Genomic DNA, 17232 nt, shown 5'->3' on the forward strand with positions numbered 1-17232 from the left:
TTGGCGGTCCGGTTATAGCGTTAGCCGGAGGGAGATGAGCTATGCTGGCAACTTTTTAGGTTAAGTACCGCCTTTTTGCCTTTGCCTTTGCCTGTGCCTTTGCCTTTGCCTTTGCCTTTGCCTTTGCGTGCTGTCTGCTTGTAGTCGAAGTACTCATGATACTTATCAATCTTCGTCTTCAGAAACTTCGAGAAACCGATCAGAGACGTCAGCGGATTGCGGATCTCATGTGCAATGCCTGCAGCCATCTGTCCGGCAACGGAGAGCTTCTCCGAATGGATAAGCGCCTCCTCCTCCTTCTTCCGCCCGCGTATATCGCGAAAGACGCTCTGGACGACTGTACCTCTGCCGGGGTAGTTGCGAATGCGGGTACTGGAGGCTTCCACGTCAATGGTATTGCCATTGATGTCGATGAGGCAGCACTCTTCAAATTCATTGGGCTCGTCCGTCTGCATGACGTCACGGATCCGCTCCGTTGAACGATGGACGTCATCCGGATGCATGAATCTCCATATAGGTTTTATAGTGCCCCAACTACGCGGTGAGGAACGTACAGCTCTTCAAGGAAATTAATTTCATCTGAGGTCAACGTTAAGGAAAGAGCTCCCATCATCTCTTCAAGCTGCTCTATGCTCGTTACACCGATGATCGGAGATGCTACCTGCTTCTTCTGCAGCAGCCAAGCAAGCGCAACTTGAACACGTGGAACGCCGCGCTTTTCTGCGACCTCTGCGACCCTGTCAATAATGAACCGGTCTGTCTCAAAAGTTGGATCATATTTCATCTTCTGAGCGGGGTCCGTTTCGGAGCGGAATGTCGTTACGGACGGATCGCGAACCAGGCGGCCTGAAGCGATCGGGCTGTACGGAATCACTCCGATTTGCTCAGCGACGCACAGCGGCATCATTTCTCTTTCTTCTTCACGGTACATCAGATTCATATGATTTTGCATCGCTACAAAACGTGTCCAGCCATGCTGTTCAGCGACATGAAGCGCCTTCTGAAATTGCCATGCGTACATAGCGGATGCGCCGATATATCTCGCTTTTCCCGCCTTCACAACATCGTGCAGCGCTTCCATCGTTTCTTCGATCGGTGTGTAGTAATCCCAGCGATGAATTTGGTACAGGTCCACATAGTCTGTGCCCAGTCGCTTCAGACTGGCATCGATTTGGCTCATTATCGCTTTGCGCGACAGCCCTGCTCCATTAGGACCATCCTGCATGCGGAAGAACACCTTCGTCGCAAGGACAATTTCATCCCGATTGGCGTAATCCTTCAACGCTCGTCCAACGATTTCTTCGCTTGATCCAATCCCGTACACATTCGCCGTGTCAAAGAAATTAATGCCCAGATCGAGCGCTCTCTTGATAACCGGACGGCTGTTCTCTTCATTAAGTACCCACGGATGATTCCACCGCGTTGCATCGCCAAAGCTCATACAGCCCAGGCAAAGACGGGAAACATCCAGCCCTGTATTGCCCAATTTCACATATTCCATCTCATATTTTCCTGCTTCCCTAGAATGTTTTGGATGATTCAACTACGCACTACCAAAGTGTACAGTCTGGAGTTAACTCCAAGTCAATACGTTTTCCTAAAATTAGCATTTCAATACCAATGGAAAAAGCCCCTGACTGCTCAGAGGCTGCGCATAACTGAAGCTTCTTTACTTAAACTAGTTCCTCAAAAACTTGGTATTCTCGGCCCTGAGAGAGGGTTTTGCCTCTCTCAGCTCTCTCAGCTCTCTCAGCTCTCTCAGCTATCTATCTTTCTATTTTCACCGGCTTACCCAGCTCCCCGGATTGATATGCAGCGAGACCAACCTCCATCGCCCGCAGTCCGTCTACCCCTGTCACGGAAACCGGCTTCCCAGAGATCACGCAGTCGACAAAATGATCAATAAGCCCTTGGTCCGGGTCATCGCCCCAGAAAGGCGCCGTCGTCTTCATCGTATCGTCAGAGTGGAGCGTCATGTTCTGCTTGTAGAGATCCACCTTCGCGCTGCCTTCGGTACCGACAAGGTCCAGCGTTAGATCGCCCCACGTCGGGTTCGAGCGAGGGCGTGACCAGGACGGATCGAGCGAAGCGATAACGCCGTTGTCAAAAGAGAACGTCAACAGTCCGCAGTCGTCAATCCCGGCATCGAGATGGAATCGATTATCGACTTCCGCGTACACTTCCGTCACTTCAGCGCCTGGCATATACCAGCGCATCACGTCGAGCACGTGCACGGTATGGTCCATAACGGCACCGCCGCCCGCCAGCTCCTTGTCTGCGAACCAGCCCCATGGCATGGAGCCGCGATTCGTTCCTCCGAAGGCTACGATTCGGCCGAGCTCGCCGGATGCGATGCGCTCCTTCATCCGCTGCGCTACCGTGCTGAATCTGCAAGGGAAGGCGATCATCAGCTGTACGCCGGCCTGTTCAGCGGTAGCAATCATCGCTTTGGCATCCTCTATGTTCGTGGCAATCGGTTTCTCGCATAGAATATGCTTACCTTGCTTAGCTGCAGCAATTGTATAAGCCGCGTGCTTGCTATTCTCCGAGCAGACGATAACCGCATCCACGGATGCAAGGAGCTCGTCCTCGGACGCGAACCAAGCTGTGCCGAACTCCGCTGCCATACGCTGGCCGCGCTCCGTATCATCATCGAATATACCCACCAACTCGGCGTGTGGATTGCGCTTTATCGCATGCGCATAAGACCATGCGTGCATGTGGGCGAAGCTTATCATTCCGATTCTCATCCGTTGTCCTCCTCCTCTATTCGAATGTGATGACTTCGCCAGTCTGTGCGGATCGAACAGCCGCAAGCGCTAACGCTAGCGACCTCGCAGCATCTGCACCCGTAATGAGAGGCTCGGTTCCCGTGCGCACACAGTCTACAAAATGCCGCAGCTCTACCTCATAAGGCGAACGACTCAGCGGACTCTCCCACGATGACGATGGCAGCTCCGCATCAGCACCAGCACCATTACCTTTGCGCGTGACGGCAATCGGCTTATGGTCATCCGAATCCAGCTTCAGCACGCCTTCTGTTCCCGCCAGCTCAAGGAAGGATCGGAATCCGTCCGGCAGCGCCCAGCTCGCCGTTAGATGCGCGATGACGCCGCTCTTCATCCGAATCGAGACGAAGGCGTGCTCGCCAGGAAGTCCTTCCTCTGCAATCTTGGCATAAACCCGCTGCGGCTCGCCGAATGCGGACTGCAGCCAATCCAGCTCATGAATGCCGAGATCGACGATGACGCCTCCGGACCGGGACTTGTCTTTGAACCATGCCGACCATCCAGGAGGCGCGCCTTCACGAATCATCCGAACCGTGCCGACGGTGCCAAGTTTCCCATCTTCTACGATTCGTTTCGCCATCTGATAGTCTGGAGAGAAGCGCAGCGCATGGCCGATCATGAACGTGACCCCGGCTGCGCGGCAAGCCTCTGTCATTTCGAGCGCATCCTCCACTGACATCGCGATCGGTTTCTCGCAGAATACATGCTTCCCGCAAGAGGCTGCATATAAGACATGTGCCTTATGCAGATCAGTAGGCAAGCAAATATCAATGATATCCGGGTTCTCTGCCTCCATCAGCTCCTCCAAGGAAGCGTAGCTTCTAGCGCCATGCTCGGCTGCCAGCTTCTGAGCAGCTTCTATTCTTGCATCTGCCAAGCCGACAAGCTCCACGCCGTCGATGTTGGCATACGCGGAAGCATGAGTTCCTCCCATCATGCCCGCTCCAATAATGCCGATTCTAAGCATAGATTCATTCCTCCTTCTGATAGACGCGGTGCCCTCGGACATACGTCTCTAGTAAATTCAGCTGTTCGTCCAGAACGAGAAAGTCGGCATCAAGCCCTGCTGACAGCGAGCCTTTGCGCTTATCCGCCCCCGCTTCTCGTGCGGGAACGATGGTAATGGACGGGAGCACGTTACCGAGCGAGCGCCCGGTATAGTCCAGGACACGACGCAGCGATTCGAGCATCGTAGCCGAGCTGCCTGCCAGCGTCTCGGTTCCTTTCAGATAGATTTTGCCTTCAGAGACGACCGTTTCTCCGTAATCGCCATCGGGCAGACCTGCTTGGAGAACCGCGTCCGTAATGACGCAGACATTCCATGCGCCTTTCAGGTCGAATAAGAACCGGACCGCCGCCGGATGAACATGAATGCCATCGGCAATCAGCTCCGTCGTCAAGCTCGGCTGCGTCATCCCCGCACCTGCAACACCCGGATCGCGATGATGGAATGGACTCATCCCGTTAAAATGATGGGTCGTATGGCGCGCGCCCCACTCGATTGCCTGAAGCGACTGTTCATAGGTAGCATTTGAATGCCCGATCGATACGCGGATCCCTTGAGCAGTCAACCACTTCACGAAGGATTCGCCGCCAGCGAGCTCGGGAGCGACCGTAATGAGGCGGATCGTGCCGCCGGAAGCCTCGATGTACCGCTCCATCTCGCCCTGATCCGGCGGATGGAGCAGCGACTCGTCGAATGCGCCTTTGCGAATCGGGTTCAGAAACGGACCTTCCAAATGAACGCCGATATAGTCGGCACCGTCATTAGTCCTGTCCGTCTGAGCCTGCAGCGCATTGCGCAGCATCCCAAGCGTTGTCGGTTCAATTGCCCCGTCGGTCGTTGCAAGCATCGAGGTTGTACCGTGCGCGGCATGGTATTTCGCTGCACCTCGGAAGTCCTCCGGCTCCCCGCGAGGCAGACTGTAGCCGCCTCCGCCATGCACGTGAACATCGACGAAGCCGGGCAGAACGATTTTGCCATCCAAATCTGTGACGCGATCCGCTTTCTCTACTTCTGATTCTATCAAACTCGGGCTGCCGACAGAAACAATCGTTCCGTCTCCACTTGTAATGAATCCCCCGCCGTTAATCAGCTCGTAACCGGTATAAATCTGAGCATTCACATAAGCCTTCGTTGCCAAGTTCACGTCATTCGCAGCTCCTTTCTACACTTGAAACACATGATGGAAAGCGCCGATCAATGCCGCTTCATCTCCCAGCTCTGCCTGCACGACAGTCAGCTTGCCTCTCAGCCAAGGAAACCGATCATGCAGCCGGGTCCGAATCGGCCCGAAAAGCGGCTCCCCTGCCTTTGCGACACCGCCACCGATTACAATCACTTCCGGATCGAGCAGCGCAACTGCCGTTTCCAGCTTCTCCGCCAGCAGTTCAGCGGCGTAACGATAAATACCAAGCGCTTGCTCATTGTTATCCGAGCAGTGCCGGGCGACATCTTCGGCTGTTGGGATGCCGCCTTCGCCTTCGTTCTGCCAGCTGGTCAAACCGGCTGCTGCAGCAAGACGCGAGATGCCAGGACCCGAAACGACGGTCTCGAGGCAACCGACCTTCCCGCATGGGCACCGGCGTGTCAGAGTAGCGACAACATCATGACCGATCTCGCCAGCAAGGTTATGACCGCCGCGAACGAGTTTTCCATCTATGGCAATCGCAGCGGCGATGCCCGTCCCGATCGTCAGGCAGATCGCATGACTCCGTCCTCGAGCGGCGCCTGCCATCAGCTCGCCCTTCGCGAACGTGCGAACATCGTGGTCGATCCGAACGGGAACCTGAAGCAGATCCTCCATGATCCATGCAAAAGGAACATGCCCCCAGCCGAGATTCGTCGCATCCGATACGACGCCATCCTCGGGGTTCACTTGACCCGGGATACCGAAGCCTGCGGCCACAAGCGTCGCCGAATCCCCTGGCAGCTGCGCTGCAGCATCCCGTATATGATGAGCAACCAGCTTCGTATAAGCATCCACATCTCCAAACCGTTCCCGTTTACTGCCAAGCGTATCTAGCTGCACTTTGGCAAGTATATGGCGCTGTTCGTCGAATAGACCGATTACCGTGCCCGTTCCGCCGACATCAACGCCCGCATAGACGCGCCTCATTGCTCCACGCTCGCTGCTCGTGCAGCATGATTCGTTTCGGAGGAAACTCGGATCGCATCCAATATCCGCATAATCGTCAGCCCTTGACGCGCATCCGAAACCGGCTGCTCCCGACGAGTCACGCACTGGACAAAATGATCAATTTCCTCTTTGTAATAATCGTTGCTTTCCACCTTTAAGCTGCTTTCAACAGGCACGAGATTCGATTCCGTGAACAGGAACAGCGGATCCAGACTTGCACCGCCTTTCGTGCCGTACAGCTCGATCTTCATCGCATCATCCTGCGCTCCATTAGCTGCCCAGCTCGCCTCAACCGTCAATGCCGCGCCGTTCGCGAACGTAATATACGCCGTACCGAAATCTTCTACGTCATAGATTCCCTCGGCTTTGTTATCCTCCGACGCCGCTTCATAGAAGCCATTCACTCTCGTCTCGTACGGGGCGATCCGATGGAACAGCTTGCCGAGCACATTCTTCGGCTCCGGCATCCCCATCAGCCACCATACCGCGTCGAGCGCATGAACGCCGATATCCATCATCGGTCCGCCGCCAGACAGCTCCTTCGAGGTAAACCAGCCTTTCGGCACGCCGCGGCGGCGAATGATTCTTGCCTTGGCAAAATAGATCTCGCCAAGCTCGCCCGACTCCGCAATGCCCTTCAGCGCGCGAACATCATAGCGATAACGGCTGCTCATGCCGACCATCAGAATGCGCCCCGTACGTTCTGCCGTTTCGACGAGACTCACTGCTTCCTCGGCTGTGGCCGTCATCGGCTTCTCTACGAGCACGTCGAGCCCCGCTTCGAGCGCTGCTATCGCGAGCTCCGCGTGGCTTGTATTAAACGTGCAGATACTCACCGCATCAAGCCCGGCTTCCCGGAACATCGCTTCCGCTGACGGATATGCCGCTGCTCCCCATTGCTCGGCCGCCTGCTGCGCACGTCCGAAGTCAATGTCCGCGACCGCCGCCAGCTCCACTTGCGGGTGATTCTTATAGTTAGGCAGATGAAAAATATGCGCAATTGCCCCAATGCCTACGACTCCAACTTTAATCGTCTTCATCACGTCACGTCACGCTCCCCTGATATGAAACGAATACCGCTCACGCTTTTAGCGAGGCGGCATTCGGATAAAGGCAGTCCTTTTGCTAGAATCTCTTACTAGAATCTTTGCTAGAATCTCTTGGGCCCAGTGCCTGAGCTTTCTCTGATGATCAGTTCCGTCGGAATGACGATTTTGCGTACCGTACGCCTCTCCGGCTCTGTTTCTAATGCTAGGAGCAAGAGATTAACGAGCTCTTGCCCGATGTCCTGAATCGGCTGCCTCACGGTGGTCAGGGCAGGCTTGAACAGCCGCGCCGAGAAAATATCGTCAAAGCCAATGACGGCAACGTCCTCCGGGACACGGATGCCCGCTTCTTCCATTGCCTTAATCGCGCCGAATGCAAGCAGATCATTGCCGCAGAACAGGGCATCGAACGAAATGCCTGTCGCTCTTAGCGATTGCAGCCCCTCATAGCCGTCCGCGAACGATTGGCCTTTCACTAGCCGGATCAGCCCTTCGTCCACCTGATAGCCATACATCATAAGCGCCTTGCGGTAACCGAACTCACGCTCGATCGAAACCGCCGGCCCGCCGATATATGCGATACGGTTATAGCCGCACTGGATCAAATGCTCCACCGCCGTGAGCGTGCCTTGCATATGATCACCGACAACGCAGCTTACGCCTAATATGCTTGGGTCAAGGGAGACAATCGGCACACCGGCTGCCTTCAGCGCGTCAATCTGCTCGTTTGTTTCCGCGCCGTAATGCGGAGAGGAGCAGTAGATGACGCCATCCATCCGACGCTCGAGGCACATTTTCAGATATGCGCTGTCCTTCTCCGGCTCATTGTCTGTCGAGCAGATCAGCGTCGTATAGCCATGCGCCCACAGCTCATCTTGAATGACTTCGGAAATGAATGCCCAATATTCGTTGGACAGCTGGGGGACAACGAGTCCGATCGTACTCGTCTTCTTCATAATCATCGTGCGCGCGACGAAGTCCGGCTGAAACTGCAGGCGATCGATTACTTCCCGAACGCGATTAATCGTATGGCGGCTTACTCTGTCTCTGCCATTGAGCACGCGTGAGACCGTCGATATCGACACTCCCGCTTCTTTGGCTACTTCCTTAATGGTCGCTTTCATCGTATCCCACCTTCATCGCGGGGAGTGGACTTTAAGGGTACTAACTTTCAACCGGCAAACGCTGAATGCGAGGGTCGGTGAAAATATCCGATTCATCATGGCTTGTGCTCGAGAATTCCGATACGATCGCGCCTTCTGCCCCCGCTTGAAACCAATGAAGCGTGTTCGGCTTAATCGTATACTGCTCCCCGGGATGAAGCTCGATCTCATGGAAAACCGTATAATAGCACTCGCATCCTGCTGGAGGACTCGCTTTGCGATTCGGCGTTTCCTCCCCTTCCACGTATAGATACACGACGCCGGAGCGGCAGCGGAACGTCTCCATCTTGCCTGGATTGTCTGCCGAGAGCGGCGGATGAAGATGCTCCGGACAAGTCTGGCCTGGCATCAGCACTAGATCCTTGGCACAGTACCGCTCGTTGTTGATATAGGTAATGAGCTGAAGACCGCTTAACGCCAGCTCTCCAAGCCCCATATCCGCCACTTCGACCTGTTGTTTCTCGTCTTCCGTAAGCACGACGCCGATCTCTGCAAGCTTCTCGATCGTCCACTGCCGAGCTTCCGCCGTGCTAGTCCCTTTACTCATGCTCCACCGCTCCTTCTCGCGCGAATTCCTCCGCCCATGTCATTGCGAGCGCTTCGAAACGCTCTGCCATCCACAGGTTGACTTCCCATAGATTCGCAACCGGCTGCCTTGTAAAAGGCAATGTCGGCATATAACCCGGAGGTCCGAACTCCGGAGTGAACGTAATCGTATCTGCGCCTGCAGCGAGCCTTGCGCATACGATTTGCTTCCACCACGCTTCGTGAACCGCCAGCTCACGAGCGTATTCCGGTGCACGGGGGTCCGCAACCTGCGGCCCTTCGGCATGTCCGACTCGTCCGTGAATATGAATGGACCTGCTGCAGGCTAGTTGGAGCGCACTCGCATGACCTTCTAGAAGCGATTCCGTCACGCAGCACCAGTGGCTGAAATCCGCGTTAAGCTTGAGCGAAGCCAGCCTGTTTAGCAACTCCGTCGCGTTCCACGGGGTATAGAGCGCCCGCCCGCGATGCGTTTCATGCGCAACCGCAAGTCCAATCGCAGCTTCCGTCTGCAGCGCCTGCTCGAAGTAGTGCAGCTGGTCGCTGAGGGAGTCACTGTCCTTAGCACTTTGCGATACGAGGAACATCGGGTCAAATGAAGCCGCGCGCTCGGCCTGTGCCCGGAACGAAGCCGCATGGTCAGGTCCATCCGTCAGGGTTTGAGCAATGAAGCGAAGCCCGTTCGTTCGCAGCAGTTCTTTGAATAGCTCCTCTTGTTCGGGTACAGGGAGCGGACTTTCGACCGCCCCGTATCCGGCTTCCGCAATTCGCGCGAAGAGCGCACCGCTATCCTGGCCCAGCCTGATCGCAAGCGGTGATCCTTCGAAAGAGACATACTCCCACAATGATTTCACGCGCAGCAATTTCATTGGCTACACCATCCTGCATTCAACGAGCGCGTAGAGCGGCAGCTCGGCGATTTGTACGGATAGATAGCCGCCAGCATCGGCGTCAGAATCGGAATCGTAGCGCCATTCGGCTTGAATGGCTTCACCGTTCAGCGTATGAACGGCTACTTCCGTTACTGCTCGCGGCGTCCGCATACGGAACGCGGTCGTAATAGGAACGACGCGATCCTGCTGACGGTCGAAGCGATAGTTCACAAGATGAATCGCTAAGCCGCCGTTCTCAAGCGCATGTGGATTAATACCAATGTCCGGTGTTCCATCGACTTCGATCTGGAACTTGGCGTCCGGCAGCATGCCGCGAATCGCGGTAATGAAGCCGTACAGCTTGTCAGACTCCTCGCAAAGCTGCGTGCCCGGATGTGCAAGAACGCGTGCAGCAAGCATACGCGCTTCCTCGCTGCCGTTATTCGCGAGTCGACCGTACACGACGACTTTGCCGCCGCCTCCTCCGTTTACTTCTGCTGCGTCTAGATACTCAAGCACTGTCGCCAGCTGCTTCGCGGTCATAATGTCATTGTCCGGCAGCACGAGGCACTTGTACTTGGAGAGACGCTCCAACGTGAACTCGTCTTGGAACAGCTCCCCATCATCCGAGATGATGACATCGTACGGCACATGCTGCTTGCTCATCTGGCGGATAATGTCCCAGAACGGCATGATGACGTCCTTGTTCACCGTGGATGACAGCATCGTCGCTTGGTCGCCGTCATCGCCTACGGCATCATTCTCCCGATGCCAGTAGCTTGGATAGCTATAGTTAACCGCGATCTCGGCACCGGAGATGTTCGAGATCAAGTGATCATTTTTCTTGAGGAACTGCTGCACCGCCATCGTCGGCTCTTTCGGCGCATAGAACGCGTCGCGGATCGTGTTGCCCATCCAACCGCCGTACGGAATCGACAGATTGCAGCCGAACGTCGTCGCCTCGAGCAGCATGAGCTGGAATTGCTCGGCCATGCGGCCGCTCTTCAAGTTCTCAAGCAGCTCCGGCACGATGCCCCCGTATGGGTTCTCGACGACCGTCATCGGCTTGCCGCCGGCGAAGCCGTTCGCATAGCGGTACCAGTACGCTTGACGGTACAGCGTATTGCGCATTTCCGTCGCGATAATGTCCACTTCCGGCTGCAGCGGCATGTACTGGTGCATGACGTGGAAGAAGTTCCCTGACACCAGAACGTCGCGTCCTTTGGACTTGCCGTAAGCGCGGACATAGTCGGTCAGCTCTTTGAAGTAACCGGTCATAATTTTCATCTGGAATTGAAAATAGTCCGAGAACAACGGGATCGCCCCGCGATTCGGTCCAGGGAAATCAATGCCGTTCGCCTTGATATATTCGCCATAGTGGAACGTGTCGAAATCGGTGTCGGCAAATTCAGCCGGCAGCAATCCAAGCTGCTGGCGTTCCTTCAAATATGCGTTAAACGGCTTCATGCAGTCTTTGCAGAAGCAGCCGCCATAATTGATCGCCGTAATCGGCAGCTCGCATTCATCCAGATGAACGCCATGAACGCCCGCGTCGATCTGAATCTCGATGATCTTCTTCAAATAGGCCCGCCATACCGGATTGTTGCGGCACATTTGATAGCAGATTTGCTCGTGCCCAACTACTTCGACCCATGCTGCATGTACAGCCGTGCCGTCCCATTTGCGCGCTGCGCATTCTTCCCACAGGTCGGTCACCTGCTCGCCGTCGCTGTTCGTGAGACCATCCGGGAAGTAATCGCGGAACGTCTTCTTGAACAGCTTCGGATATTTGTCCTGGCTGAACTCGCGCAAGCCGTACCACGTTTTGTTGCCTTCGCCGCGGAGAATATTCAAGCTGAGCAGCTGAGTCTCGTCTTCGCTAATTTCCGCGGGGAACTCCCAGCCTTGCACCTCGAACACGACGCCGAACACCTTGATGCCGTGCTTATCGCATTCGCGGATAAATTCCTGGTCGTTCATGTAGCCATAAACGCGAAGGCGCTGCGGCACTTCACCGTACGCCTCTTCTTCCAAATAAGGGAGCGACAGGCTGCCGCCGCCTAGAGCGGACCAGACGAGCAGCGTCGCCTCGTAATCTCTCAGATCTTCTACCATTTGCGTTCTCCGCATCGGCAAGCTCGGATGGAAGCAATGTTCATCCCGGTACCAAGCGTCGAAATATATGCCGCGTTCCATATTCGTTTCACCCTTTCTTTCAGCGTTCCAGCGTTTAAGGATTAAAGCGATGCAGTGTAAATAAAGAAAGATCGAAGCCTGGGTCATCTCCCGCGGCCAGCTTCGCTAATATCTCGCCGTTTGCACTGGCGAATTTGAAGCCATGGCCGGAGAAGCCTGCCCCAATCGCGATATGCGGATAATCCGGATGACGGTCGAGAATGAAGTGCTCATCCGGCGTCATTGTATAGGTGCAGGAGCTGCCTTTGATGATTGTCGGCTCGACGCCGGGCATATAGCGCGCAACGTATGCAGCGCAGTCGCGGCCGTCGTCTTCGAACGTACCGTGAGGCAGCAGCACGCCGTCTTCCGGCATCGGTCTCACTAAACCGTCATGTCGCCCTGCTTTCACTCCTTCGCCGCTGATATCCGGGAAGCCGAAGAAGATGCCTTCGGGGAGATCGAACAGAAAGGCCGGGAATCGGTCCGGCGAGTAATCCTCGGTAAGCGGCTTGAACCATTCCACCGTCTTGCGAAGCGGCGACAGCGGCATCTCGTTCAAGCCGAGCTTCGCCAGCATCGGACCGGCGAATTTGCCTGCCGTCAAGATAAGGGACTTTGCTCTATATGTACCAGCCGCAGTAACAACCTCCGCGCCTTCTGCATCCGGATGGATTGCGATTACCGGTGTGTTCGGCAGCATTGTAGCACCGAGCGCGACAGCCGCATCCCGATAGGCTTGAACGCAAGCTTCGCTGAGCAGCACGCCGCTGTCCGCTTCGTAACAGCCGACGAACGACTCTGGCAGTGCCAATCCGGGCCATCGCAGCTTCATCTCACTGCTGTCCAGCACCTCAACGGGAAGCCCGTGCTCCTTGGCGCTGACTTGCATTTCGGTCAGCATTCGGGAGCCGGGTTCGCCGGCTTGAAGGAAGCCCGTCTCCAGAAACAGCCGGCGGCCGGTTTCCCGCTCCAGTTCATACCAGAGCGCTTGAGCCCGAAGCGCCATCGGCGTGTACGCCCTGCCTTCACCATAGGCATGGCGGATAATCCGGGTTTCGCCATGGTGCGTACCTTGTGCATGCGGCGGATCGTACGCGTCGATCAGCAGCGTCCTTCGTCCTGCTCTAGCAGCGTGGTAGCCGGCGGACATTCCCATGGCGCCTGCTCCAACGACGATCACATCGTATAGCTCCAGTTCCATCGTCAGAACACTCCTTTACGAAGTTCATTACTCTCGCGCTTAAGCGTAAGCTCTCGCCTGCCTGTTCAAACCGACTCAAATTGACCAAACCGCGCTTCCATACGCGCCAATCGTGGCAGACCCGCCACTCTCATCCGCAACCACATTCGTTTCCGCAGCTCCGTAAACAATTGCGGCTTCTATTAGCGATGCCGGCACAGCGAACGTCACCGGTTCATTCGATAGATTAACAGCGATGAACCGCGCGTCCGCTCCATTCTTCCTCCAGAAGGCGACAACAGGCGTGCCGGTATATTCATATTCCGTTGTGAAATCGTTATTGAGGTACTGTCTCCGCATCTGGAACAGCTCTCGGAAGAAGTCTCTTAATACGGGTCCTTCCTTCAGATAGATCGAAGCATCCTCGTCACCTTGATAGAGCATTGGAATGCCGTCGATGCAGCTGAGCAGCACCCAAAGCGCTTTCGCCCGCTCTTCGCCGTACCAAGCAGTCGCGCGCGACTTGTTCCACACCCACGTAACCGTGTCATGATTGCCTAGGAAACGCAGCTTCACATAACCCGGAACGGTGCTCAGCATCTCTGCTTCCAGCCAGCGCGTAAGCTCCCGCGCGAAGTCAGCCGGCACGAGGCCTTCCGCCTCCATCTCGAAGAACACCCGATACAGCGCCATATCGTAGAACACATCGGTGTACGGAGCGTACGCCGGCACCGGATTGAAGTTCTCCGGCGTCGAGAGCGGCTTCTTGCCCGCTTCGAGGAATCCATCACGGATCGCTTTGCTGATCTCGATGCCGCCCTTCAAGTTCGAGTTGCTCGGACGATTCGTGCCGTAAGGACGCCAATTCGTTAAGCCGCCCATCGCACAGTCGATCCTAGCGCCGTCGACGTCGAAGCGCCGGACATGCTCCTTGACGAGCTCCTTCGTATATTCCAGGTATTCGGGATTGGTCATATCAAAGCTCAAGCAATTCCATTCGATCTGCGGATTACCGTCTCTGCGGAGGGATGCCCATCTGCGGAATTCGATGCCGAGCGGATCCTCTAGCTCCGGACCATGCGGGACATAATCGAAGAGCAGTGTCATACCTAGCTCGTGCAGCTTGCGGCTGAACGTTTCGACAGCCCTGTCGTCGCCATAGCGTTCATCCACAATGCGCTGATCAGTAGGATGATAGACGCCGCGCTCCAAATGCTCGAAGATCGGCAGCACCCACACATGATCGATGCCCATATCGCGAAGGGCGGGAAGCTCATCTGCAAAAGCAGCCATATCCCGCTTAATCGGGAAGTCTGAATCCATCGTGCCATGCGGATGGCAGGAATAGAGCACGCCTTCGCGATGACCGTCCGTCGGCGGCACCCAGCCTTTGCCGATATACAGCTCGCGAATCAATTCGAATGGATCGCCGCTTCCGACTGGCTGAATATAGAGTGTGCCGCACGCGAGCTTCTCGCCTGGTGCCAGATTCGCTTCTACCGCTGCAAGGTTTACCAGATGCAGCGTCTCACCATCACGGTAGACGCCGGTTCCCCACTTCTCCTCTTCATCCACGAAGATGAGGTTCGTCCGCTCAACGCTGGACTTTAGCTTAATAACCGGATTAACAAGCCCTGTTTCGACAGGCGACCTGTCGTCTAGTGCTGAAGCATCGAATACTTTGTAGGGAACATTGCCCGGGAAATCAAACTCCGTTCCCTCCGATCCAAGCCGCTGGCTCGCCATGAAAGCAACGCCATTCACATAGACAATTTCGGTACCTGTATTCTCGAATACAGCATCGATTGCCGCATTTGCGCCAAACGTACTATAACAGACCGACAGCGATAGCCCAGCATTCCGGTAACGGGCAACTAGACTCGCTGCACCTCCCACGCTCTCTCTAGAATTTCCCTCTGCATCCTGTTCATCCCAGCCAACAAATTGCCACCGTGACTCAGCACTTTCAGCACCTTCACCATCCGCGGGCACAATCCGAGGAAGCTCCCACGTGTTAGCCCCCTCGAAGCTGTGCCAGGCAAGCCGCCCCGTCCCATATGTGCCGTCAGCGCCGATATCGAGCGACAAATCGCCGTGCCATACCCCTCGGCCGCGGACTTGGACGGCGTGAAGCCGTCCATCCTCCTCGCCGAATGTGTACACGACGTCTCCGCACGCCCAATGCTTAAGCGGCAATCCAATCGAATCGCCCATGCTGAAACCCTCCTTAAACTTCAAGCTCCAACGCACTCGATTTAGGCTCGTTTGCGAGCAGCGCGTCCGTAATCATTTTGAACAATTCCAGGTCCTGCTTATAGTCTTCGATCGTCGTCTTCGGAGCCTTGTTCTGCGTGGCAACCTCGTAGAAGGTTTCAAGCTCAACGGTGTATGGATCCTTCAACGTCGGGCGTTTCACGTACTCGTTGTACTGCTCGCCTACCGTTTCCTTCACTTCCAGCGTTGTCGGCAGGTGGCGAATATACGGCGTATCGTATTTGACATTCAGCTGCTTATACTTGCCCATTACCTCGATTGAAGCATCGAAACGGCATTGCTCGTCTACGCCTGTCTCGAATACCGCGTAGTAGCCGTCGAATTCAAGAATAGCTGTTATGTACCCGCCGCCGTTCCATTGTGCCGCCGAAACAACACGCTTCGGCATGCCGAGCAGCTCGCGCATGGCGGACAGGTCATGGCTGTTCAAGCCAGCGAGAAGTCCGTACGCGTTGTAGATATCCTGCGGCACTTCGCCGATCGCTTCCTTGATCATCGCAGCGCGGCGAGTATAGCGTTCTTCCATCAGCTCTTTCGGAATATCGGTGAAGCGATATACCGTGCTCGATTGATCGATGATCTTGCGGTTAGGTCCGATAATGTCGCGAACCTTCGCATATTGGATCGGTCCGAGCGTCTTAATCTCTTCCAGTGCCTCTGTGAAAGCAGGGGCGAAACGGCGCATGTAACCGACCATCACCTGTACGCCCGCTTCATCGCGCGCCTCGATCATCGCATCCGCATCGGCATGATTGAGCGTCATTGGCTTCTCGATCAACACATGCTTATGGTTCTTGAGCGCATGAATCGCCGAATCCGCATGGTATTCATCGCTGTTGAGGACGAACACGGCATCGAGATCTTCTTGCGCTGCAAGCGCCTTGTAGTCTGTATATAGATTCGTCACGCGGTATTTCTCGCCCAGTACTTGAAGCAGGGTAGGCGAAATATCGCATAATGCCGCAATTTCATAACGATCCGCTAGATTTTCCAAAATAGGCAAATGTGTAATTTGAGCAACCTCGCCGAGTCCAACCAAACCAACTTTTAATCTTTTCATCGCTTACAGATCCCCTTTGACCTTAGAATGTGATGACGGCTTTCAAGAAACCGTCCGGTTTACTCTTCGCAAGCAGAAAAGCATGGTTAATATCTTTGAGCTCAAAATAATGAGAGAGCAGCGGTGCAATGTCTAACTGCCCGGCTTCGAGCAGCTTCATGCCGGTTCTGATCCCCTTGAGATAGGCCTGCGGATCTCTCTCATGCGCATTGATCACATCGAGTCCTTTCCAGTTCCAAGCCTGGACGTCAATGGTGCGCTTGCCTCCCTGATGGTAACCGAAGATGACAAGCCGCCCGCGGATTCGCACCGCTTCGGTCGCCATATCGAGCGCGCCTTGCTTACCGGTCGCTTCGATGACGACATCGGCTCCTTCTCCGCCGGTCAGTTCGAGAATACGCTGAATGGCATTTCCCTCTCTTGCGTCGATCACATGATCTGCGCCAAGCTTCTGAGCCAGCTCGAACGATTCTGGTCTTGTATCGACGGCAATAATGCGGGACGCTCCCTTCAGGCGCGCGCCTTGCTGGATTAGTCCGCCCATGAAGCCGATGCCGATCAGAACGACCGTATCGCCTACCTCGATGCCGGACCTGGAAGTTCCGTTCATCGCGCATCCGATTGGTTCACCGAGTGCCCAGTCGTACGGAACATGATCGGCGAGTTTAATCGCCCAATCCTCCGGGACAGTGACGAACTCCGCATAGCCCCCTCGATCGGTGAAGATGGTGACTCGGTCGCCAACCGCGAACTTGCTTACCCCTGCACCCGCTGCGACAACGTTTCCGCTTACCTCATGTCCGAAGAAGATCGGATCATCTGTCTTGAAATTCGGATCGACCCACATGCCAAGCTCCGAGGAACAGAGTCCGCATGCTTTCACCTCAACTAATAACTCCCCGGGACCTGGCTCCGGCTTCTCAATGTCCATCACCCGGACATCGCCAGGACCGAATATCGCGGCTGCTTTCATTCCCAATTCAC

General features: G+C 55.4%; 15 protein-coding genes. All 15 read right to left on the reverse strand.

What is annotated here, in order from left to right; all coding sequences use genetic code 11:
- Positions 1-20: 20 nt before the first annotated feature.
- The 15 genes from A8990_RS32485 to A8990_RS11620 all read right to left on the reverse strand — a co-directional run bounded on the left by A8990_RS32485 (position 21) and on the right by A8990_RS11620 (position 17221).
- Positions 21-524: a histidine kinase dimerization/phospho-acceptor domain-containing protein gene (locus A8990_RS32485; RefSeq protein ID WP_342772824.1), complete on the reverse strand. Its 504-nt coding sequence runs from the start codon at positions 522-524 to the stop codon at positions 21-23.
- A complete protein-coding gene (locus tag A8990_RS11555) occupies positions 521-1501 on the reverse strand; it encodes an aldo/keto reductase (RefSeq protein ID WP_116189187.1) in 981 nt (326 codons plus the stop codon). The genes A8990_RS32485 and A8990_RS11555 overlap by 4 nt, the downstream gene beginning before the upstream one ends.
- A 265-nt stretch (positions 1502-1766) precedes the next feature.
- Positions 1767-2750, reverse strand: coding sequence for a Gfo/Idh/MocA family protein (locus A8990_RS11560; protein WP_116189188.1), 984 nt, complete (start codon positions 2748-2750; stop codon positions 1767-1769).
- Positions 2751-2766: 16 nt separating this feature from the next.
- Positions 2767-3756, reverse strand: coding sequence for a Gfo/Idh/MocA family protein (locus tag A8990_RS11565; RefSeq protein WP_181909527.1), 990 nt, complete (start codon positions 3754-3756; stop codon positions 2767-2769).
- A gap of 4 nt (positions 3757-3760) precedes the next feature.
- Complete coding sequence (gene nagA, locus A8990_RS11570) at positions 3761-4939, reverse strand: N-acetylglucosamine-6-phosphate deacetylase (RefSeq protein WP_116189190.1); 1179 nt, start codon at positions 4937-4939, stop codon at positions 3761-3763.
- An 18-nt stretch (positions 4940-4957) separates the two neighbouring features.
- The gene (locus A8990_RS11575) at positions 4958-5908 is read right to left on the reverse strand and encodes an ROK family protein (protein ID WP_116189191.1); all 951 of its coding nucleotides are present in this window, start codon (positions 5906-5908) and stop codon (positions 4958-4960) included.
- On the reverse strand, positions 5905-6969 hold the full coding sequence (locus A8990_RS11580; protein WP_116189192.1) for a Gfo/Idh/MocA family protein: 1065 nt from the start codon (positions 6967-6969) through the stop codon (positions 5905-5907). Before A8990_RS11580 ends, A8990_RS11575 begins: the two co-directional genes overlap by 4 nt.
- Positions 6970-7079: 110 nt before the next feature.
- Positions 7080-8099, reverse strand: a complete 1020-nt coding sequence (locus tag A8990_RS11585; protein ID WP_116189193.1) for a LacI family DNA-binding transcriptional regulator — start codon at positions 8097-8099, stop codon at positions 7080-7082.
- Between the two features lie 40 nt (positions 8100-8139).
- A complete protein-coding gene (locus tag A8990_RS11590; protein ID WP_116189194.1) occupies positions 8140-8685 on the reverse strand; it encodes a D-lyxose/D-mannose family sugar isomerase in 546 nt (181 codons plus the stop codon).
- Complete coding sequence (locus tag A8990_RS11595) at positions 8678-9553, reverse strand: sugar phosphate isomerase/epimerase (protein WP_116189195.1); 876 nt, start codon at positions 9551-9553, stop codon at positions 8678-8680. The genes A8990_RS11590 and A8990_RS11595 overlap by 8 nt, the downstream gene beginning before the upstream one ends.
- A 3-nt stretch (positions 9554-9556) precedes the next feature.
- The gene (locus A8990_RS11600) at positions 9557-11752 is read right to left on the reverse strand and encodes a hypothetical protein (RefSeq protein WP_116189196.1); all 2196 of its coding nucleotides are present in this window, start codon (positions 11750-11752) and stop codon (positions 9557-9559) included.
- A 34-nt stretch (positions 11753-11786) separates the two neighbouring features.
- Entirely contained in the window at positions 11787-12935 is a 1149-nt protein-coding gene (gene solA, locus A8990_RS11605) for an N-methyl-L-tryptophan oxidase (RefSeq protein WP_245995965.1), read from the reverse strand.
- A gap of 75 nt (positions 12936-13010) precedes the next feature.
- A complete protein-coding gene (locus A8990_RS11610; protein WP_116189197.1) occupies positions 13011-15128 on the reverse strand; it encodes an alpha-amylase family protein in 2118 nt (705 codons plus the stop codon).
- Positions 15129-15141: 13 nt separating this feature from the next.
- The gene (locus A8990_RS11615; protein ID WP_116189198.1) at positions 15142-16248 is read right to left on the reverse strand and encodes a Gfo/Idh/MocA family protein; all 1107 of its coding nucleotides are present in this window, start codon (positions 16246-16248) and stop codon (positions 15142-15144) included.
- Between the two features lie 22 nt (positions 16249-16270).
- Positions 16271-17221: an MDR/zinc-dependent alcohol dehydrogenase-like family protein gene (locus tag A8990_RS11620; RefSeq protein ID WP_116189199.1), complete on the reverse strand. Its 951-nt coding sequence runs from the start codon at positions 17219-17221 to the stop codon at positions 16271-16273.
- Positions 17222-17232 lie beyond the last annotated feature (11 nt).

Origin of the sequence: Paenibacillus taihuensis, from assembly GCF_003386535.1 — a bacterium.
Lineage (GTDB): Bacteria > Bacillota > Bacilli > Paenibacillales > Paenibacillaceae > Paenibacillus_Z > Paenibacillus_Z taihuensis.